Genomic DNA, 21,004 nt, shown 5'->3' on the forward strand with positions numbered 1-21,004 from the left:
CATGCAATTTGTAAGATTGGTCGTATTCGGGTTCTTGCTGCTTGGCGTGATCTATTTCGGAATTTCGCTTTACTCGCGCTCAATTCGCAAAGAAAAGCTGGAGGAAGAGTGGGACAAAAACCTGCCTGAAGATGCAACCGCTGAGACACGCGATGCCTTTATTGCAAAGGGCATGGCGAAATATGAAAGCGGGCTGCGCAAAAAGCTGATCCTGCTGGTCTTTGTAATTCCGCCGCTTATCGTCGGCACCATTATTTACTTCATCAACTGAGGGCTGTTTTCATGCGCAATATCAGACGTTTCCTTCGTATCGCCCTGTTCCTGATTGTCGGGTTGTGGTTGCATTATGTGATGCCGCAGCAGGATATCGTTCGGGTCGTCAAAACCGAAGATTTCAGAGTGGATTTTTCTGTTTGGAACCGAATGTTTTATGCACAAGCGGACTCGGGCACTGTTGAATTGCCGACACGGCAGGTTCGCATCATCAATACGGTCCGAAAGCGGACTTTCTTTTTTGGCTTGATCCGTGGCGACGACCAAACAATGAACTATCGTAACGAAGATACGGGGTGGATTTATCCACCGTATTTCAAGTTCGACAGCTCTAATCTGGACACGGAAGCGCAGGATTTGGTTTCGACGGCGCAAGAGCCGGAATGGGCGATCATTACGCACTACGGGTGGCGCATTAAGCTGATTTCGGTCTTTCCCAACGCGGTGTCGATCCGACCAATCGTGGTGCCCGAAGGGCAATCGCCAGAAGACTATCGGCCGTTTCCTTGGGTGAATTTGATTATTTTTGCCGCCATGATTATCGGTTTTTTGTTTGTGCGGGCCGCTTGGAGGCAGTTTCGGGAGCGCACGGTTGATCCATTGGCCGACAAGGTTGGGGATCAGTATGACCATGTGAGTGCCGATTTGTCCGACCGAAAGGGCCGCATTTCCCGTTGGCTTGGAACGTGGCGCAAGAAGTAACGATCTTACGATCGGGTCCTGCGGACGGCGGGGGCGCCCCTTTCGGGGCGCTTTTCGTTTCCAGTGCAGGTGCAGGGTCGACGTGCGCTGAATGTCAGCTGCTGTGCATCCGGATCAACGCCCAGAGTTGGTAAAGAGTTATCACCGCCCCGAGCACGGCAAGACTGCCCCATGACAGGCCCGATTGTTGCAGCATGACAGTGCCACTGACAGGGTCAAAACAACGGCCCAACTCGTTAAAACAGTCCCGCCATTTAAAGTAGCGATCATAATAGGCGAAGCTGCACAGGCCCGTTGCGCAAAGCGATAAGGTGAAGAGGGCGAGCCTTTTCATAGCATCTCTGTTGCTCGCTTCACTCGCCGTAGGGAATCCAGATCGTTTTGATCTCGGTGGATTGCGCGCGCCAAGTGGAACTTGGCCAGCTGCGTGCAGTTCCGTTGTTAACCCATGTGCGTTTGAGGTTTTGGGCTGACTTTGCCTCGATGATTTCAGACGTGTCAGAGGTCGAGAAGGACCAAACCGCGTCGATGTTGGCATGTGCTGCCATGTGCGGCGCCAATTCCGAATGATCCCCGGTCAGGATGTTGACGACACCTGCAGGCACGTCAGAGGTATCCAGAACCTGATAGAAATCCGTGGCCGCAAGCGGGAACGCTTGTGATGCGACAGCCGTGATGCGGTTGCCCATGGCGAGTGCGGGTGCCAGTGGTTCGATCAGCCCCATGAGGGGGCGGGTGTCGTCTGTAAGAACAGCGATGTTGCCGACGGGTTCGTTCATCGCCAATGCGACGCCACGGATGGGCACGCCCTTTGCAGCGCCATCATGTTTGTCGGCCCAAGCGGCCCACGTGAATAGGTGATCAATCGCGTCAGAGACTTCTTTTGCGCCGATTTTGGTTCCGGTGAGATGGTTGATCCGGTCGGCAAATTCATCCGCACGGGCGGAGAGGTTTTCACCGATGTAATACAGGATTTGTGCCCGCAAGTGACCGGTGGTTTTTGACCAGCCCTTTGCGGCGGCCATGGCCTCAACAGCGTTGCGCAGGTCTTTGCGGTTGGCGATGCTGGCGTGACCCAGAAGCTTGCCAGACTTGTTGAAGACAGGTTGCGAATAGCCACCATCAGGGCGGGCTTGTTTGCCACCAACATATAGTTTGGCCGTGCGATCCAGCGGGTCGGCGGGAGTGCCGTCATCCGATGTGAACGCAACGGGCGCTTTAACGTCAGAGGATTTTCCGCGTGGTTTGGTGTAACCGAGCAGGCCTTCCCAACCGCCTTCGCGACCGAAACCGCTTTCGCGTACACCGCCAAAGCCAGCAGCGGCATCCATTAGGTTGGTGGCGTTGACCCAGACGATGCCTGACACCAGTTTGGGTGCGATGTCCAAGGCGAGGTTCACGTTTTCCGTCCAGACAGACGCGGCGAGCCCGTAGCGCGTGTTGTTGGCAATTTCTACGGCTTCCGCAGGGGTGCGGAAGGTGCAGGCGACCAGCACTGGGCCGAAGATTTCTTCCTGCATCAGCGTGTCAGCTGGCGCGAGGCCCGTGATCAGGGTTGGCGGGTAAAAGCAGCCGTCGGGTGCGGCGCATTGGTGCATTTCGCCAGACGTGTTTGCATCGACCATGGCTTTGATCTGGTCGAGCTGCACGATGTCGGCGATGGCGCCCATGTCGATGCATTTATCCAGACCGTCACCGATGCGCAGGCCATCCATACGGGCGCGCAGTTTGGTGTAAAAACGATCCGCGATGCCTTCTTGTACCAAAAGGCGAGAGCCCGCGCAGCAGACTTGGCCTTGGTTGAACCAGATCGCATCCACGAGGCCTTCGACCGCTGAATCAATATCGGCGTCATCAAAGACTATGTAGGGGGATTTGCCGCCCAGTTCCAAAGACAGGGCTTTGCCTGATCCGGCGGTTTGTTCGCGGATGATACGGCCCACGGCGGTGGAGCCTGTGAACGCGATTTTGTCGACATCGGACGCGACCAAAGCAGCGCCTGTGTCGCCGTCACCCGTGACGATATTGATCACACCGGGGGGCACGCCAGCCGCCGTGCAGATTTCGCAGAACACCATGGCGGACAGCGATGTGTATTCGGCTGGTTTGAGGACAACCGTGTTGCCCATCGCAAGGGCAGGCGCGATTTTCCAAGCGAGCATCAACAGCGGAAAATTCCACGGGATGATCTGGCCGCAAACACCAAGTGGTTCGGCGTTGGGCATTTCTTCGTCCATCAGTTGGGCGAAGCCCGCGTGGTGATAGAAGTGGCGGATCGCCAGTGGCACATCGATGTCTCGGCTTTCGCGGATCGGTTTGCCGTTGTCCAGCGTTTCCATCACGGCCAGCAACCGCGCGTTCTTCTGCATCAGACGAGCGATGGCGTAGAGGACTTTGGCCCGTGTCTTGCCGTCTTTGGCCCATTTGGGTTGCGCTTTGCGCGCGGCTGCGACGGCTGATGCGACCTCGTCGGCGGTGCCATTGGTGACACCCGCAAGGCGTTCGCCTGTCGCTGGGTTGGTGGACGCGAAGTCATCACGCAAAGGGCCCCATTGCCCGTTGATAAAGTGACCCGCGATGCCACCACGATCTGCCAGCCAAGCCAGTGCTTCGGAGGCGTCTTCGGGGGCAGGGCCGTAGTCCATGGATTCAAAAATGTCTTTGACGGTCATTGTTCTTATCCAATCGCGTGACGCCAACCGGCGGAATAGCCGCCTGTGACGTGGTGTTCGAGTTGCCGTTCGATGTCGCCTAAAAGCGAGGATGCGCCAAAGCGGAAGAGGTCCGGTTGCAGCCAGCGGTCGCCGAGTTCGTCTTTGATCAACGCCAGATAGACCAGCGCATCTTTGGCTTTGCTGATCCCGCCTGCCGGTTTGTAGCCGACGCGCAGACCTGTACGGTCGTAGTAATCGCGGATCGCGCGGATCATCGTCAGGGTCACGGGCAGGGTTGCATTGACGCTTTCTTTGCCTGTGCTGGTTTTGATGAAATCGGCTCCGGCCATCATGCACACCACTGAGGCGCGCGCGACGTTGCGCAAGCTGCCCAGTTCGCCCGTGGCGAGGATGGCTTTGACGTGGGCATTGCCACAGGCGGCGCGCATTTCAGCCATTTCATCATAAAGCGCCTGCCAGTTGCCTTGCAGGACATGGCGGCGGGTAATGACGATGTCGATTTCTTCTGCTCCGGCTTTCACGCTTTCGCCGATTTCGGCAATGCGCAGCGGGAAGGGCGAGAGGCCCGCAGGGAAACCAGTTGATACGGCTGCAACGGGAATGCCTGAACCGCGCAAGGCGTCCACGGCCGTTTCGACCATATCGTGGTAAACGCAAATGGCGCCTGTTGTCAGGCCTTCCATGCCCAATGTTGTTAGCAGCTCGGGGCGTACGGGCTGGCGGGCCTTGGCGCACAGTCGGCGCACGCGGCCTTCGGTGTCATCGCCCGCGAGTGTGGTCAGATCGATCAGGCTGATGGCCTTACACAGCCATGCAGCTTGGTAGTCCTTCTTGACTGAGCGACGCCCAGGAAGGGTCGCGGCGCGACGTTCAATCGCGGAGGTATTCGCCTGAACGGCCTTCACCCATGAGATATCCAGCGGAATCCCGTCGTTGCGGGGTTCCTGAACTTGCGGAAGGTGGGTGGTTGTTTTGTCTGAGGTCAGCATCGTGCGCACCGTGTTGTGAGTGCGGAGAGTGTCATGCAGCCCAAATGAAGGCAAGCGGCGACGCGACGTTGCTTTTATGCCTTAGGGGCGCGGCTGGATCAGCTCGCGTTGGCGGGTGCGACGATAGCGTTGCGGGGTTTCATTGTGGGTTGCCAAAAAGAGTTTGTGAAAATGCGACAGGTTCGGAAGCCCGCAGTCGGTTGCGATTTCGGCCAGACTGTCGGACGTTCCTGTCAGTTGCCGTGCTGCGTGATCCATCCGAATGCCGTTGATGTAGTCGATGGGCGTCTGTCCCATGAAGCGGCGCATGGTGCGCGACACATGCGGATGCGCGCGGCCAGTTGTTGCGACGAAACCTGCGGCCCCTTCGCGAAACACGGCTGGGGCATATGCTGCGGCGCAGGCGGTCAGCAGCCAAGCGGGCGCGTCGGGGGCGATGCCTTCTGGTGCGCGATCTAATCCCACGAGCAGGGGTAATAGGAACGCTTCGAGGTAGAGTTTGCGGCGCGGCGCGCGTTCTAGCTGGAGGGCGTCATGGTTCAACGCTGCCAATTGGCGCATATCGCGATGAGAAAGGACGGGTTCGGTTCCGCCGCCCCAGAAACCAACACCAGAAAGGTCTTCGTGGCGATTTCCTAGGGCGTTGATTATCCCTGGGCGAATAGCAAGTGAGACAACGATCGGCGCTTCGCCGCGCCCCTGAATGCCGTGGGGCTGATCTGGCGCAATGAAAACCAAGTCTCCCTCTTTGAGGTCCTTCTTGCCCTGACCCGAATGCAAACGCACAGTGCCATTCTGAACCCAAAGAAGTTCATGAAAGTCTTGTGTGTGCAGGTTGGAGGGGCGTTTTGTGTCGAGCTCTGAACGGCTCAGCACAAAGGCGTCGTCGGGGGCGAATGTATCGCTGGCGGATATGGTGATTTGGTCCATGGCGTCAAAATAGCATATTGAGCGCCAGCGTCTATGTGGCAACTTGGCAAGCGGCGTAGCACAGGCTAGGACGGGGCAAATCGCATCAGGAGTCTGCCCCATGTCCTTTGACCGTTCCATCAAGATCGCCCCGTCCATTTTGTCCGCTGATTTCGCCAACCTTGGCGCTGAAATTCAAGCGGTCGAAGCGCAAGGCGCGGATTGGATTCACGTTGATCCCATGGACGGCCATTTCGTGCCGAACCTGACAATCGGGCCAAATGTCGTCGCCGCGATCCGCCCGCATGTGAAAACGTTCATGGATGTGCATTTGATGATTTCCCCAGCCGACCCCTACATCGGGGCCTTTGCAAAAGCGGGCAGCGATATGATTACGGTTCACGCCGAAGCAGGGCCGCATTTGCACCGCTCTTTGCAGTCTGTTCGCGCTGAAGGCGCGATGGCAGGTGTAGCGTTGAACATGACGACGCCGCTGTCTCACGTTGAAGATATTCTTGATGATATCGACATGATCTTGGTGATGACGATCAATCCGGGGTTTGGTGGCCAAAAATTCACCCATGCGATGGTCGATAAGGTTGCGCGATGCCGTGCGATGATTGGTGATCGTCCGATCCACATCCAAGTGGATGGCGGAATTGACCCGACAACCGCGCCATTGGTTGCCAAGGCTGGTGCGGATGCATTGGTGGCAGGGTCTGCCGTGTTCCGTGGCGGGTCGGTTGAGAAGCCCGAAGTTTATGGTGCCAACATCAAAGCTATCCGCGACGCTGCAAACGCCGCACTTTAGGTCTGCACAAAACCTGCACAAACCGGCGAACCTGTCTGCACAAACCTTTCGCATAAGGGGTAAAACCCGAATGCGAAGGACCTAGCAATGACAACGTTGACCAAGGCAGTGCCCTCTAAATTGCAGCTGGACGGATGGTGGTTGGACCACGACACGCGGCCATTTCCCAAACAGGCCGTTGCCGCTAAGCTGCCCCCCAAAGGGGCGCGCATATGAGTGGCACGGTACTGATTGTTGATGATGATGCGGACATCCGTGATGTTGTGCGCATTGCGCTCAGCCAAGCTGGGTTTCAAACACAAGAAGCGGGCGACGGGCGGGCTGCCTTGGCGGCCATTGCGGCGGTAAAGCCGGACTTGGTGGTGCTGGATATTGGCCTGCCTGAAATGGACGGGCTTGAGGTGTGCCGCACCGTTCGCGTGACGTCAGATGTGCCGATTCTGTTTTTGACGGCGCAGGGTGATGAAATTGACCGTATCGTGGGGCTCGAGATGGGGGCAGATGATTACCTGTCCAAGCCGTTTTCCCCTCGTGAATTGGTCGCACGGGTCAAGGCGATCTTGCGCCGTGGTGGAACCGTGGTCGAGGATCAACCGTTGCGCCACGGGATCATCGAGGTCGATCCAAACCGCCATTTGACACGCGTGCGCGGCGAGGCTGTCGCATTGACCGCGCGGGAGATGGATTTGCTTGTGAAACTAATCGCGCGGCCAGATCAAGTGTTTGCGCGGCCCGCCTTGGTGGATGCGATTTACGGCACTAATGTTCATGTAAGTGACCGTACAATGGACAGTCATCTGCGCAATCTTCGGGCAAAACTGAGTGCTGCGGGGTGCGCGGATGCCGTCGAGACCATGCATGGCATCGGTATTCGCATGGGGCCATGTAAGGGCGCGGCCCCGTGATGCGGATCAGACGCAAATGGCGGCCTCCGTTATGGATGGTCGTCGGGATTACGTTGGCCGTCGTTCTGTGTTTGCCGATCATCGGTATTTTCTTCGTCCGTTATATGTGGCCCGTCCTTGGGTATCGTGAGGCCGTTTACGTGGCCGGTATTGGCGTTCTGGCCGCGACGTTTGTTGTGGGCTGGGGGTTGTGGCGCATTCTGTTGCGGCCCGTTCAGGCGATGCGCACCCGTGTGACGGCTTTGCGGGCAAGTGATGACGCTGCGCTGGGGCCACTTGATCACTATGGCACTGCCGACATGCAGGCGCTGGGGCAGTCATTTCTGGATATGGGGCGTGCTTTGCGCAGCCGCGAAACGGTGTTGCGCAGTTACGCCGACCACGTGACCCATGAGCTTAAGTCACCGCTGACAGTGGTGCGCGGTGCGGCAGAGCTTTTGGCGATGCCGGATTTGCCCGATGCCGAGCGCGCGCGATTGCTGGGTAGGATCGAAGCCTCGGCCGATCGGATGACCGCTTTGTTGGATGCGCAAAGATCCCTTGCACAGGCGCAGGAACCGGCTGCACGCGGCGCGGTACTTTTATCGGACGTCGCGAACGGCATTGAGGTTTTGGAGGATGGTAAGGTGCCGTTAAGCAAAGACGCATTGCAATTGGTGCTGGACCATCTGGTTGGCAACGCAAAGGCGCATGGGGCCACTAAGATTACAGCCTCTTTTGATGGGAATCTGACGGTTCAGGACAATGGTTCTGGCGTGTCGCTCGGGAACCAAGATCGCATATTCGAGCCGTTTTTTACCACACGGCGGGAAACTGGCGGTACTGGGATGGGGCTTTCGATTGTGCGCCGCATCCTTGAGGCGCATGAGGCCGAAATCACCCTGGCGCCAAGCGATCAGGGTGCGCGGTTTGTCATAACCTTTTAGGGGTTCATGCCTTTTTTCGTTAGGAATGACGGAAGTTTTTTGCCGTTTGTGGGGGCTGCTTCTGGTGCTGGTGCGGGGGCGTCGGTTGCCATCGCCTTGATACCTGCCACACCGCTTTCGCCCAAAGGCACGGTCGCAAAAGGGCCACCAATCAGCAATTGTGCGGGGTCTTTCGGGTCAACATCAACCCCAGCGGCCAGCAGGCTGTCGGCCCAGTTTTCGGCGTTATCCTTGGGATGGTAGCCCAAGTAGGTCGATTTGGAATTGTTCACCGGTGCGCGGTCATTGTTGGAAATACCGTATACAACTGTGAACCCAGTGGCTTGCGTGGTGATCGAACGTTCGACCAAATGGCGCAGGTCATCAAATGAAAGCCATGTGCGCAGCGCCCGCGCGTTTTGCGGGACCTTGGTGCAAGAGAAAATGCGCAGGTGAACGGATTCCATGCCGCGTTTTGCCCAATAAAGCTTGCCGAGGTCTTCGGTAAAACATTTCGCCAACCCATAAAACGTATCGGGTGCGTGATCTGCGTCCACGTCGATCCCGGCGGAGTTTTCGAGCATGCCAACCGCGTGGACAGAGGACGCATAGATCACGCGGCGCACGCCGTGTCGGTGACCTGCTTCCCAGACGTTATAAGACGACAGGTAGTTCGGCCCGAGGAGTTCTTCAAAGGGGCGTTCATCGGGGATGGACGCAAAGTGCACGGCGATATCTGCGCCTTCCATCAGAGGCAGAACCTCATCGAACTTGGAGCAATCAGCCTGCACGAAGGTTTCGTTCTCAAGCAAACCAGCAGGGGCGTCCGCGATGTCCACCGAAAGCAGTTCATCCGCGAGAGACGCCAATGTGCTACGCAGTTCCATGCCGAGCGTGCCGCAGGCGCCGGTAAGGACAATTTTCTTGAGAAGTTTTGCCATATCAGCGCCTTTCATGTTGCGCTTCTACGGTCTGCCGTTGGCGGCATAACGTCAAGGGGTGGTTATCCTAGAATGTTGAAGGCCGCGCGGATTTCCGCGTCTTGTTCAGGGGTTAAGTAGGCGGGGTTATGCTTGGTCAGGATTTGGGCGGTCCGCAGTTTGGCGCGGTCCCATGCCGTTTGTGCACCATCGTCCGCCCATGTCTTGGGTTGTTCGCGATCCGCCAGTTTCGGGTAGTGATAGTCCCGTTCCATCGCGCGGTAAGTGTGGTCTGCACCAAGGAAGTGGCCATCCCCAAGAATAGCCGCGCAAATCGCGTCATAGCCGAGGTTGTCTTCGCTCACTTCGACGCCGCGCAGGGTGCGATAGGTCATGGCGTGCATTTCATCATCCAGCACGAAACCCTCAAAGGACGCGCCTAGCAAGGACGCCGTCATGCCGGAGCTTTCGTAGATCAGGTTGCCGCCCGCGAGGGCCGCGGCAAGCGATGTCATACCCTTTTCGACGCCGTATTGTGCGTCGATTGCTTTGGCATCGGTCATAGACGCTGCGACCCCCGAAGGAAGGCCAAGCCAATTGGACATTTGGGCCGACGCTGCGTTGAGCAATGTGGTTTCGCCGCTGCCACCCGCGAAGGCCCCGCTGCGCAGGTCAATGACAAGTGGCCAGTTGGAAAAGACCATTGGGAAACCAGGGGAGATGACATTGACCATCACAAGGCTGGCGAGGGTTTCTGCCAGCGACATTGCTAGAAAACCCGCCATCGTGGCAGGGGCGGTTGCGCCGGCTTGGGCGGCGGTGATGCACGACATCGGGATGTTGTGTTCGATGCATTTGTAGACGACATCGACTGCATCTTCGCCAAAACGCATAGGGCTGATGACGGGGCTGATGTGGATTTTGACAAAGGGGCGTTTGGAAAATTCGCCTTCCCCACCTGCTGCAATGTCGAAAAGGTGCACAATCGGGTCAACGTGGTCTGCAATGGTGAATGCCGTGGCGACTGGTTTGGTGGTCCCGCGCATGAGGGCGTAGGCGGTGTTTACATCGAGGTCGAACATGTCCGGCACGTCCGTCGCGATGCAGCAGCGGGTGAACCACGCCACGTTATCAAGCGCGTCTTGCAGGCGGGTGAAGTCGTGTAAGTCTTGCAAGGTTGAGGGGCGGTACAGCCCCGTGTCGCGATCCAGCGTGTTGACGGCTGCGCCGCCGGTGCCAAAGAACACCTTATCGCCGCCGACCTCGATCGTGCGGTTCGGGTCGCGCCCGTGCAGTGGGAAGGTTTTCGCGGCTTTGTCGATTATGTCTTCGACCAATGCGCGGGGCAGGCCGATGCGCCCCTCGCCGAGGTCGGTGCAGCCTGCTTGCGTAAGATCATCCCACAAGCGTTTGGGCACTTCGCCCATGCCAAGGTCCGACAACAGCCGGAGGGCCGTATCATAGATCGCTGTGCAATCTTGTTCGCTGAGCGGGCGATATTGCCCGCCGATTTGTCCCGGGGCCGCCGGATTGACGGCAACGGGGATGGCGCGTTTAGCGTGGCGGGCGGCGCGGCCACCTGATCTGGTTGGGCGTTTTGTCATGTGTGGACCGTCACGTTTCAACCGCTCTGGTGCAAGCGCCATGGACAAGCTGAGGCAAAACCGAAAAGATGATTTGGTTATGGACAATCAAGAACCCCCTTTCACGTTTCGCGCCGCTCAGGTGTTTGTTGCTGCTGTTGAGGCGGGATCCGTCACGCGGGCCGCGCATCGGTTGGGGATTAGCCCGTCCACGGTGTCCCAACAGTTGGCGAGCCTTGAGGCGGCGCTGGGCGCACGTCTTTTGGAACGCACGGCGCGACAGTTCCGGCTGACCAAATCGGGTGAGTTGTTCTTGGATCCTGCACGCCAGTTGCTGGACGACGTGACAGCAGCAAAAGCGCGGCTGGTCATGGAGGACCAAAGCCCCCCAATGGCGATCCGCATTGCGTCGCTCGAAGAATTGGATGCCACAGTAATGGCACCGTGGATGCTAAAGCTGAGAGAGCGGTTTCCAAATATCACGTTCACGCTGAGTGGCGGGGCGAGCCATGAAAACCACGAAGCGCTAAGCACGCGGTCGGTGGATTTGATGTTGGCGGTTGATACAGTCGGGAAGGTCGACTGGATCGACCAGTTTCCGATTTTGCGGGACCCGTTTATTCTGGTCACAGCGCCAAATGTCGCGGCCGATGAGATCGCGTCGCGCCCGTTTGTACGCTACGCGAGCGATTTGCAGATCGGGCGTCAGATCGAGGCACAGTTGCGCCGCAGTGGGGTGGTGCCCGCACGCGGGTTCGAGTTTTCGACCAATCAGGCGTTGTTTGCGATGACGGCTGAGTTGGGCGGCTGGGCGATTACGACGGCGCTGGCCTATTTTGGCACGCCGCTGGCTGGCGATTTGGTAACGGCGCACGCGCTTCCTGTGCCGTCATTTTCGCGGCGCTTGGCGTTGCAGGCGCGCAGTGGTGCTTTGGGCGACCTGCCTGCGCGGATGGCGGAAGATATCCGATCCAGCCTGCAAGACAGGATTGTAGACGGCGCGGCATCGCGACTGCCTTTTCTGCGTGACGGATTTCAGATGCTTCGGTAAATCCGAATCAATGATTTACGATAAAATAAATGGATTGATCGAAACCTGTGTTTCTGGTCCCATCGCTCAGTCAGATAGGAGACTCACCCCATGAAAACCACGACCAGAGCTGTTGTAATCGGTGGCGGCATTGCAGGCTGTTCCACGTTGTACCACCTGACCCAAGAGGGTTGGACGGATGTTGTTTTGGTGGAGCGCGATGAGCTGACGTCGGGCACGACGTGGCACTCGGCCGCGCAGGTGACGAACTTTGGTGGCAACCAGACGATGGTGGGTCTGAAGACGCATTCGATCAACCTGTATAAAGAACTGCGCGATGACGCGGATTATCCTGTCCAGTATAACCACGGCGATGGCGGTATTCGCCTTGCCAACACCGAAGAACAGATGGACGGCTATCGCCACTTTGCGTCTATGGCGCGTGGCATGGGTGTGGATTTCGAAGTCCTAGATGCAGAAGAATGCGCGCGCCGTCACCCGTTGATTTCCACGGACAACCTGTTGGGTGGCCTTTGGGACCCAAGCGATGGCGACATCGACCCTGCGTCTTTGTGTCAGGCGTTGGCGCGTCGCGCCCGTAAGGCAGGCGCAGAAGTGTATCGTCAGACCAACGTCACTGGCCTGACACAACACAAAGACGACACATGGACGGTGCACACCAACAAAGGCGACATAGACTGTGAAGTCGTGATTAACGCCTGCGGCTACCGTGTAAACGAAGTCGGCGAGATGATGGGCGTACATCACCCTGTTGCGTCGATGGAGCACCAGTATTTTGTGACGGATGAAATTCCCGGGATCGTTGAGGCGGGTCACCGGATGCCGCTGCTGCGCTGCCCGATTTCCGACTACTATTGCCGTCAGGAAAAGAACGGCCTTTTGCTCGGGTTTTATGAGCAGGATTGTAAGACGTGGGGCATGGATGGCATTTCGCCTGACTTCTCCAATGATCTTTGCCCCGATGATCTGGACCGCGTGACCGACGTTCTTGAGGGCGCGTTCGAGCGGATGCCAGCGCTGATGGAAGTGGGCATCAAGAACATCGTCAACGGTCCGATTACCTACACGATTGATGGCGCGCCGCTGGTTGGCCCGATCCCGAACAAACGCAATGCGTTCTGTATCATCGGGTTGCGGGCTGGTCTGGGCGAGGGCGGTGGCCACGGCTGGATGCTGGCGCAGCAGATCGTTCATGGCGAGGCCTGCTATGACACATGGTGCATCGATCCGCGTCGTTTCACGGGGCATTGCAATGTGGAACTGACCGCGCTGAAATCCATTGAGGATTACCAAAACGAATTCCGCTTCCACTTCCCCAACGAGCACCGCCCTGCGGGACGTGATGCCAAAACAACGCCGATCACGCCTGTGCTTGAGGCTGAAGGCGCCGAGTTTACCATTGTGAATGGTTGGGAACGCGTCGAGTTCATGAAGCCGACTCCTGATTTCCACGTGACCCACACGTTCAAGTTCGACGAGAGCTTTGATGTGGTGGGCGAAGAAGTTGCCGCCGTGCAAACGTCGGTTGGCATCTGTGAGGTCAACGGGTTCAACCGCTTTGAAATCACCGGCGAAGATCGTCACAAGTTCATCGACCGCATTTTCTGTGGCAACATCACCAAGAAAGACGGACGCGTTGGTCTTGGTTACATGTTGAACGACCATGGCATGGTCAAAGGCGAGGCGACGATTGCGAACTTGCCAGCGACGGATCGCGGCCCTCAGCGGGCTTGGTTCGGGTCTGCGGCGGCGGCTGAATTCCACGATATGGATTGGCTGCAAATGCACATGTCTGATGATGAGGACGTGCAGATCAAGTCGCTGACCAATGATCAGACAATCTTGGTTATCGCAGGGCCCAAGGCCCGTGATGTGCTGTCAGCTGTGTCGCGTTTGGATTGGTCCAAGGCGGCGTTCCCATGGCTTAGCGCACGTGAATGTTTCATCGGTTATGCGCCTGCGACGGTGCTGGGTGTGAGCTTCTCTGGTGAGTTGGCCTATGAAATCCACATTCCAAACGCGCATCTCTACAACGCCTATAAAACCCTGCGCAAAGCGGGTGAGGCGTTTGGCATGAAGATGTTCGGCGCAAAGGCGGTAGATTCCATGCGGATGGAAAAAGGGTTCTTGCACTGGAAGGCCGACATTCTGACGGAATTCGACCCGTTTGAGACGGGGCTGGATCGCTTCATCAAGATGGATAAGGGCGATTTCGTCGGCAAAGCCGCGTTGGAAAAGCGCGTGGCCGAAGGCAAGCGGTTCGAGTTCGTGACGATGGAATTGGACACCAAAGAAGCCGCGGCCCATGGCGGATCGTCCGTGATGGTTGGCGACGCGGTTGTCGGCACGGTTACGTCGGGTGATTGGGGTTACCGGACGGGCAAAAACCTAGCTTATGCTTTCGTGAAGCCTGAACATTCCGCAGAGGGCACCACGTTTGAGGTGGATGTTCTGGGCAAACGCGTGCCAGCCACAATTATACCAATGGGTCCATACAATCCGGACTACTCGCTGATGCGAAGTTAAGTTAGCGTGGGGCAAACCGACTAAGGATTGCCCCATGACACTGCCCCGCAAAGACCTGTTTCATCTGCCCGAGGGCATGATCTACCTCGATGGTAACTCATTAGGACCATTGCCGAAATCGGTGGATGGCGCGTTGAGTACCATGGTTACGGACCAGTGGGGGCAGCACCTTATCAAAGGCTGGAATGTTGACGACTGGATGGGCCAACCCATGCGGGTGGGCAATCTGGTCGGCAGGCTTATCGGCGCGCCTGAGGGTAGCGTCACGATGGGCGATACCCTGTCGGTCAAGGTTTATCAGGCGCTTTCGGCGGCGGTGCAGATGCGACCTGACCGTAAGGTGATCCTGTCTGATCGCGGCAACTTTCCGTCCGATTTGTACATGGCACAGGGATTAATTGCGCAGCTTGGGCAGGGGCATGAACTGCGCATCGTTGCGCCCGAAGAGGTAACGGATGCCATCACCGATGAGGTCGCGGCAGTGATGATCACCCATGTGGATTATCGCACGGGCCGGATGCATGACATGGACGCGATCACGGCCAAGGCGCAGGCTGCGGGTGCTGTGATGATCTGGGATTTGGCACACTCAGCGGGGGCCGTTCCTGTCGATTTGGCCGCTAGCGGCTGCGAGTTTGCCGTCGGCTGCACGTATAAATACCTCAACGGTGGTCCGGGTGCGCCAGCGTTTATTTATGTCCATCCTGATGCGATTGGTGACATTCAGCCCGCGTTGTCTGGCTGGCTTGGCCATGATGCGCCATTTGCGTTTGATTTGGACTATCGCCCCGCCATGGGGATCGAGAGGATGCGGGTCGGCACGCCGCCTGTCTTGCAACTTACCGCGCTTGAGGCCGCGATGGCGGCTTGGGACGGTGTTGATGTGGCTGACCTTCGTGCGGCGTCGATCAGGCTGACGGACCTGTTTATCGAGTTGGTTGAGGCGCGTTGCCCAGAGCTGACATTGCATTCGCCCCGTGATGGCACCCAGCGGGGCAGCCAAGTGTCGTTTGAACACGAGAATGGATACCCCGTTATGCAGGCGTTGATTGCGCGAGATGTCATAGGTGATTTCCGTGCGCCAAACCTGATCCGGTTCGGGTTCACGCCGCTTTATATCGACGAAACCGATGTGCGCGGGGCGGTCGATATTTTGGCTGATGTGTTGGACAATCGGCATTGGGATGACCCTGTTTATCATGCCAAAGGCCGCGTGACCTGACGCCCAAATTGGACCAGAGATGGCGGACCCAGATGAATTGGCAGGATGATCAAAAAGGTTTGCGAGACAGGCTCTTTCAGCTCCTTGGAGTGGACGCGGGGGGCGCGTCCTTTGCTGGCGTGCAAAGCCGTGGGGTGCAGGATTGCCATGGGTGGTGTCTTGAAGACCTTCTGTTCCAAGGCGCAAACGGGGAAGACATCCCCGCTTTTTTTCTGCGCCCGCCGAGGGGGCATGCAAAGGTACCCGCGCTGATCTACGCGCATGCCCATGGAAACAATTACGCGGTTGGGCGGGATGAACTTATCGCTGGCCGCCCAGCGCTTCAGGGACCCTATGCTGCCGATTTGGTCGCGCGTGGGGTCGCTGTGCTTTGCATTGAAATGCCGTGTTTTGGTGCACGCCAACAGCCGAACGAAAGTTCACGGTCCAAAGCGTTGGCGTGGCATGGCAAAACGCTGTTCGGGCAGATGTTGGACGAACAACGGGCAGGTATCGAATTCCTGTCCCAACATTCGGCGGTGGATGCGGATAGAATCGGAACCTTGGGGTTTTCCATGGGCAGCACGCTGGCGTGGTGGTTGGCGGCGCTTGATCCGCGCATCCGTGCGACATCGGCGCTGTGTTCGTTTGCCGATCTTGAGACTTTGGTTGGAACGGGCGCGCATGATGGTCACGGTCCTTACATGACCGTTCCGGGCTTGCTGCCTGTAGCGCGCAGTGGTCAGATTGCGGGCCTTGCGGCGCCTCGGGCTTTGCATATTGGGGGCGGGCTTTTGGATTGGTCAACGCCTGCGGTTGCCTTTGAAATAGGCCGTTCGGACCTTGAGGCTGGCTATGCTGCCGCAGGGGCGCAGGAGAAGTTATCGTTTTTTGTCGACCCTCAGTCTGGTCATGTGGAGACACCAGAAATGCGGGCTGCGGCCCTGGATTTTTTGCGGCGCGAGCTGTTGGATTGATCAGCCTGAAGGCGGCTAAACCCATGCTCTGAAAAAATATCGATATTTGTTTGATAGGGCGCAGCAGGTGTGCCAACTTGCCGCAGCAGGGAGGAGATCTGCGAATGAGTGACTCGAAAAAAGTCAGCGCCGCGATCATTGGCGCGGGGATGGTTGCGCGGACCCATGTTGCGGCAATCGCAGCGGGGGATTGCGTGCGGCTGGCGTCGATTTGTTCGCGCAGTGGTGAGCGCGCAACGGCGCTGGCCGTCGAAGCGTCTGATCTGACAGGGGCATCTGTGGATGCCACCAGAGATCTGTCCGCTATCGCTGCGGATGCTTCCGTAGATTTCGCAATCATTCTTACGCCGCCCAATGCGCGGGCTGACATCATTCGCCCCTTAGCGCAGGCGGGCAAACATATCCTGCTAGAAAAACCGATGGGGCGAACGTCGGATGAGGCCCGCGAAGTCGTGCAGATTTGCCAAGATGCGGGCGTGACGCTGGGCGTGGTGTTCCAGCACCGGATGCGTGCTGCGTCTATTGCAGCGGCTGAGATCATCGGCTCTGGTGATTTGGGCGCGCTTGGCGTGGTCGAGATTTCGGTGCCGTGGTGGCGCGATCAGGGATATTACGATGAACCCGGTCGTGGAACGCTTGCGCGGGACGGGGGCGGGGTTCTGATCAGTCAGGCGATCCACACGATTGATCTTGCATTGTCACTGGCGGGGCCGGTGAATTCGGTGCGGGCCATGGCAGCTACGACGCGGTTCCATGACATGGAATCTGAGGATTTCGTATCGGCTGGTTTTGAATTTGAAAATGGTGCTGTCGGGTCCATGGTGGCCAGCACGGCCAGTTTCCCCGGTGGCGCAGAGAGCATTACGATGCATTTCGATAAAGCGAGCCTGCATCTTGCCTCGGGGCAGTTGCACATAAACTGGCGTGATGGACGATCAGAAGTCCAAGGGGAGGCGGGCGGCACAGGCGGCGGCGCGGACCCGATGGCGTTCACCCATGAATGGCACCAAGGCATCATCGAAGATTTTGCTGAAGCGATCACGCAAGGCCGCGATCCTGTGGTGACGGGAAAGGCGGCGCTTGCCGCGCACGATTTGATTGATGCAACTATGCGATCCGCCCGAAGTGGCCAGATCGAGGAGATTTCCAAGTGAGCACCCCTTTGCGTTTTGCCGCCATCGGCATCGACCATCGTCATGTCTACGGGATGGCCGCCAACCTGATTGATGCAGGTGCGGAATTTGTGGGCTGGGCGACCGAAGGCCACCCCAACACCGAAGACGGGTTTGTTGCGCGGTTCCCTGACGTGCCACGCGCTGAGAACGGTGAGGCGTTGCTTGCTGATCCGTCGATTGATTTCATCGTCTTGTCAGGCATTCCACGGGATCGCGCCGCGTGGGCCGTTCGCGCCATGGAAGCTGGCAAAGACGTGCTAAGCGATAAGCCCGGCTGCACCACCTTTGAACAACTCGCCGCGTTGCAGGCCGCGGTAGAGGTCACGGGCCGCATTTGGTCCATCGACTTTTCCGAACGCTTTGAGGTGCCTGCCGTGACGCGGGCCGCTGAACTGGTGGCCGAAGGCGCGATTGGCCGTGTGATCCAGACCATCGGCATTGGCCCGCATCGGCTTAATAAGCCTACTCGCCCCGATTGGTTCTTTGAACGTGACGCCTACGGCGGCATTTTGACGGATATTGCCAGCCACCAGATTGATCAGTTCCTGTTCTTTACGGGATCGGATGATGCAGAGATCACGACGGCCTGTGTCGCCAATTATGCCAACCCCGATGACGCGGGTTTGCAGGATTTCGGTGAAATAGGTCTGCGCAGTGCCAATGGCCACGGCTACATCCGTGTGGACTGGTACACGCCCGACGCCTTGCCGACATGGGGGGATGGTCGTCTGACGATCCTTGGCACGGAAGGATATATCGAGCTTCGTAAATACGTCGACGTTGGCCGCGAAGGCACGGACCATGTGATTGTCGTAAATGGCACGCGCTGTGAAACGATAGACGCATCCGATGCGGGCCTGCCGTTCTTTGCGACCTTGATCGACGATTTCCGCACGCGGGGCCAAAAGGCAATGACGCAGGCGCATGTGTTTAAGGTCTGCGAATTGACCCTACGGGCGCAAGCCATTGCCGAAGGCAAAGCTGTATGATCCGCGTCGCGATCATTGGGGCGGGCATTGGGGCCGAACATCTGGAGGGTTACCGTGCCCTGCCGGACCGGTTCGAAGTGGTGACCCTTTGTGATCTTGATACGGACCGTGCGACTGTTGCGCTGGACGGGGATACGTCCATTGAGGTGAGTGCGGATCTTGATGCGGTGATGGCGGATAAGCGGGTTGATTTGATCGACGTGTGCCTGCCGCCGCACCTGCATTTTCCGGTGTCGATGCGGGCGCTGGAGGCGGGTAAACACGTGATCTGCGAAAAGCCGATTGTGCGTTCTTTGCACGAGGCCGACCAACTGGAAGCCGCGGCAAAGGCGCAGGGCCGTCACGTGTTTCCCGTTTTCCAATACCGGTACGGCAAAGCCATGGATCAACTGATGGCGCTGCGCAAAGCAGGGCTTGCGGGTAAGCCATATGTTGCCAGTGTCGAAACCCACTGGAACCGCAACGCTGAATACTATTCAATCCCGTGGCGCGGCACATGGGCGGGTGAATCCGGTGGGTCCTTGTTGGGCCATGCCATTCACGCCCATGACCTGATTTGCCACGTAATGGGCCCAGTGGCGGACGTATTTGCCTTTGCCGATACCCGCGTGAACGACATCGAAACCGAAGACTGTGCATCTTTGTCGTTTCGTTTGGACAACGGGGCTTTGGCCACGTCGTCCGTTACGTTGGGGGCAGGGAATGACACAACGCGGCTGCGGTTCTGTTTTGATGGGCTGACCGCTGAAAGCGGGACGGCCCCTTACGCACCTGCGCAAGACGTGTGGACATTCACCGCGCGTGCGCCTGTCACACAAGACCAGATCGACGATGTCCTGGCGGGCGTGGCTGTTGATGGGTTGGCCGGTTTCGCCGGTTACCTTGAGGCAACAGCAAATATGCTGGACTCTGGAGGTGACGATGGAGTTACCTTGGCAGATGGTCGCCGTTCGATTGAACTTGTGACGGCAATTTATACTTCGGCGCGAAATAGGGAGATGATTTCGTTACCGCTTAAACCGGACTCGGAGTTTTATACGGGGTGGATGCCTTAGCCATTCCAATATTTTCTAATCATTAAGGTAACTTGGAGGAGACCAAACAATGAAAAAGACACACCTGCTCACCACAGCGCTTGCTGCGGGTCTTGGTGTTGCTGCTGGCGCGGCAATGTCCCAAGAAATTCGGTTCATGTGCTATTCCGATGGCAATGAATGCGAAGTTTACGACGACCTGCTGACACGATTTGAAGCCGAGAACGATGGCGTTGATGTGATCGTCGATGTGGTTCCATATCAGGCTATTCTCGAAAACCTGCCAGTGCAGCTTGCGGCGGGCACGGGGCCTGACCTTGCTAAAGTAACTGACCTTGGCGGTTTGAACGAGTTTTACCTGGACCTCACACCATACGTAGACACGGGCTACTGGGATGCGTCCTTTGGTGAGACTTTGAACTGGTATCGCAATGGCGACCGTCAGGGTTATTACGGCATGCATTCCCAGCTGACGATCACAGGTCCGTTCGTGAACGCGACACTGTTCGAACAGGCTGGCGTAGACATGCCGGGTGCTGGTGCATCTTGGGATGACTGGGCCACTGCAACACGCGCAGTGACCGAAGCCACAGACGCTGATTTCCCAATGGCGATGGACCGTTCTGGTCACCGCGTTGCTGGTCCGGCTGTTTCCTATGGCGCAAAGTACTTTGACGCAGACGGTAATGGGTCCTTTGAAGGCTTTGACGCCTTTGCAGAAGCCTTCGTAGGCTGGAACGAAGACGGCACAATGGCGCGCGACGTTTGGGCAAGCCAAGGTGGGTCCACGTACGCGGATGCCGCACAAGAATTCATCAACGGTGAAGTGGTCTTCTACTACTCCGGTTCCTGGCAGGTTGGCCGTATGGACGAACAAGTCGGTGATTTCTTTGACTGGCAGGTTGTTGGGTCCCCTTGTGGTCCAGCTGGTGCATGTTCCGGCATGCCGGGCGGTGCTGGTGTTGTCGGCTTTGAGCAGACAGAGCACCCAGAAGTTGTTGCTGCGATCATCGATTTCCTTGCTCAGGAAGAGAACTACGCTGAAGCTGCTGCACGCACAAAGAACCTGCCTGCGCACCTTGGCGTTGCCTCTGCTGGCGTTGAATTCCAAGATGCAAGCCCAGCTGCACAAGCCGCGTTGAACGGTTTTGCAGGCGCTTTGCCAGACGTATCCCCAATCGCATTCGCGTATCAGGGCTATTCCGGCAACCGTGCAATGTTTGGCATCACAGTTGAACGTCTGAGCCAAGCGATTGTTGGTGAGTTGTCCGTTGGAGACGCGATGATGCGCGCTGCCTCAGACCTCGAAGCAGCAATGGCAGAAGCCAACTAATCAAACCACGGCCCGCGGCGTCTTATGCGCCGCGGGTATTCTTTTT

General features: G+C 57.6%; 20 protein-coding genes. 14 read left to right on the forward strand and 6 right to left on the reverse strand.

The annotated features are described in order from the left end of the window. The first annotated feature begins 1 nt into the window (after position 1). Both KO486_RS14240 and KO486_RS14245 read left to right on the forward strand, forming a co-directional pair. A complete protein-coding gene (locus KO486_RS14240) occupies positions 2 to 271 on the forward strand; it encodes a hypothetical protein (protein WP_216037945.1) in 270 nt (89 codons plus the stop codon). An 11-nt stretch (positions 272 to 282) separates the two neighbouring features. Then, positions 283 to 975, forward strand: a complete 693-nt coding sequence (locus tag KO486_RS14245) for a DUF1523 family protein (protein ID WP_216037946.1) — start codon at positions 283 to 285, stop codon at positions 973 to 975. Between the two features lie 94 nt (positions 976 to 1,069). Here KO486_RS14245 and KO486_RS14250 read toward each other — a convergent pair whose 3' ends face one another. The 4 genes from KO486_RS14250 to KO486_RS14265 all read right to left on the reverse strand — a co-directional run bounded on the left by KO486_RS14250 (position 1,070) and on the right by KO486_RS14265 (position 5,689). Then, complete coding sequence (locus KO486_RS14250; protein WP_216037947.1) at positions 1,070 to 1,309, reverse strand: hypothetical protein; 240 nt, start codon at positions 1,307 to 1,309, stop codon at positions 1,070 to 1,072. Positions 1,310 to 1,328: 19 nt separating this feature from the next. Then, complete coding sequence (locus KO486_RS14255) at positions 1,329 to 3,647, reverse strand: aldehyde dehydrogenase family protein (protein WP_216037948.1); 2,319 nt, start codon at positions 3,645 to 3,647, stop codon at positions 1,329 to 1,331. Between the two features lie 5 nt (positions 3,648 to 3,652). Beyond that, a complete protein-coding gene (gene deoC, locus KO486_RS14260) occupies positions 3,653 to 4,639 on the reverse strand; it encodes a deoxyribose-phosphate aldolase (protein ID WP_216037949.1) in 987 nt (328 codons plus the stop codon). 81 nt (positions 4,640 to 4,720) lie between these two features. After that, the gene (locus tag KO486_RS14265) at positions 4,721 to 5,689 is read right to left on the reverse strand and encodes a helix-turn-helix transcriptional regulator (RefSeq protein WP_354667499.1); all 969 of its coding nucleotides are present in this window, start codon (positions 5,687 to 5,689) and stop codon (positions 4,721 to 4,723) included. Here KO486_RS14265 and rpe point away from each other — a divergent pair. From rpe to KO486_RS14280, 4 genes are all read left to right on the forward strand, one after another. Continuing rightward, the gene (gene rpe, locus KO486_RS14270; RefSeq protein WP_216037950.1) at positions 5,670 to 6,359 is read left to right on the forward strand and encodes a ribulose-phosphate 3-epimerase; all 690 of its coding nucleotides are present in this window, start codon (positions 5,670 to 5,672) and stop codon (positions 6,357 to 6,359) included. The genes KO486_RS14265 and rpe overlap by 20 nt on opposite strands. 87 nt (positions 6,360 to 6,446) lie before the next feature. Continuing rightward, the gene (locus KO486_RS16555; protein WP_289847973.1) at positions 6,447 to 6,575 is read left to right on the forward strand and encodes a hypothetical protein; all 129 of its coding nucleotides are present in this window, start codon (positions 6,447 to 6,449) and stop codon (positions 6,573 to 6,575) included. Continuing rightward, positions 6,572 to 7,264 carry a response regulator transcription factor gene (locus KO486_RS14275; RefSeq protein WP_216037951.1) on the forward strand — a complete coding sequence of 231 codons (693 nt, stop codon included), beginning with the start codon at positions 6,572 to 6,574 and terminating at the stop codon, positions 7,262 to 7,264. The genes KO486_RS16555 and KO486_RS14275 overlap by 4 nt, the downstream gene beginning before the upstream one ends. Further along, positions 7,264 to 8,190, forward strand: coding sequence for a HAMP domain-containing sensor histidine kinase (locus KO486_RS14280; protein ID WP_216038360.1), 927 nt, complete (start codon positions 7,264 to 7,266; stop codon positions 8,188 to 8,190). The genes KO486_RS14275 and KO486_RS14280 overlap by 1 nt, the downstream gene beginning before the upstream one ends. Here KO486_RS14280 and KO486_RS14285 read toward each other — a convergent pair. Both KO486_RS14285 and KO486_RS14290 read right to left on the reverse strand, forming a co-directional pair. Then, entirely contained in the window at positions 8,187 to 9,110 is a 924-nt protein-coding gene (locus KO486_RS14285) for an NAD(P)-dependent oxidoreductase (RefSeq protein ID WP_216037952.1), read from the reverse strand. The genes KO486_RS14280 and KO486_RS14285 overlap by 4 nt on opposite strands. Positions 9,111 to 9,172: 62 nt before the next feature. Continuing rightward, on the reverse strand, positions 9,173 to 10,693 hold the full coding sequence (locus tag KO486_RS14290) for a trimethylamine methyltransferase family protein (protein ID WP_216037953.1): 1,521 nt from the start codon (positions 10,691 to 10,693) through the stop codon (positions 9,173 to 9,175). Here KO486_RS14290 and KO486_RS14295 point away from each other — a divergent pair. The 8 genes from KO486_RS14295 to KO486_RS14330 all read left to right on the forward strand — a co-directional run bounded on the left by KO486_RS14295 (position 10,692) and on the right by KO486_RS14330 (position 20,958). Further along, complete coding sequence (locus KO486_RS14295) at positions 10,692 to 11,723, forward strand: LysR family transcriptional regulator (protein WP_216037954.1); 1,032 nt, start codon at positions 10,692 to 10,694, stop codon at positions 11,721 to 11,723. The two genes, KO486_RS14290 and KO486_RS14295, sit on opposite strands and share 2 nt — an antisense overlap. A 90-nt stretch (positions 11,724 to 11,813) precedes the next feature. Then, positions 11,814 to 14,249 (forward strand): FAD-dependent oxidoreductase, encoded by a 2,436-nt coding sequence (locus KO486_RS14300; RefSeq protein WP_216037955.1) that lies wholly within the window; start codon positions 11,814 to 11,816, stop codon positions 14,247 to 14,249. Between the two features lie 34 nt (positions 14,250 to 14,283). After that, positions 14,284 to 15,471 carry a kynureninase gene (gene kynU, locus KO486_RS14305; protein ID WP_216037956.1) on the forward strand — a complete coding sequence of 396 codons (1,188 nt, stop codon included), beginning with the start codon at positions 14,284 to 14,286 and terminating at the stop codon, positions 15,469 to 15,471. A 32-nt stretch (positions 15,472 to 15,503) separates the two neighbouring features. Next, entirely contained in the window at positions 15,504 to 16,427 is a 924-nt protein-coding gene (locus KO486_RS14310) for an acetylxylan esterase (RefSeq protein ID WP_216037957.1), read from the forward strand. A 104-nt stretch (positions 16,428 to 16,531) separates the two neighbouring features. Continuing rightward, on the forward strand, positions 16,532 to 17,581 hold the full coding sequence (locus KO486_RS14315) for a Gfo/Idh/MocA family oxidoreductase (RefSeq protein WP_216037958.1): 1,050 nt from the start codon (positions 16,532 to 16,534) through the stop codon (positions 17,579 to 17,581). After that, positions 17,578 to 18,591 (forward strand): Gfo/Idh/MocA family oxidoreductase, encoded by a 1,014-nt coding sequence (locus KO486_RS14320; protein ID WP_303435323.1) that lies wholly within the window; start codon positions 17,578 to 17,580, stop codon positions 18,589 to 18,591. Before KO486_RS14315 ends, KO486_RS14320 begins: the two co-directional genes overlap by 4 nt. Further along, a complete protein-coding gene (locus KO486_RS14325; protein ID WP_216037959.1) occupies positions 18,588 to 19,646 on the forward strand; it encodes a Gfo/Idh/MocA family oxidoreductase in 1,059 nt (352 codons plus the stop codon). The genes KO486_RS14320 and KO486_RS14325 overlap by 4 nt, the downstream gene beginning before the upstream one ends. Before the next feature lie 49 nt (positions 19,647 to 19,695). After that, positions 19,696 to 20,958 carry an ABC transporter substrate-binding protein gene (locus KO486_RS14330; protein WP_216037960.1) on the forward strand — a complete coding sequence of 421 codons (1,263 nt, stop codon included), beginning with the start codon at positions 19,696 to 19,698 and terminating at the stop codon, positions 20,956 to 20,958. The last annotated feature ends 46 nt before the right edge of the window (positions 20,959 to 21,004 follow it).

The organism is Octadecabacter sp. B2R22 (genome assembly GCF_018861045.1).
GTDB lineage: Bacteria > Pseudomonadota > Alphaproteobacteria > Rhodobacterales > Rhodobacteraceae > Octadecabacter.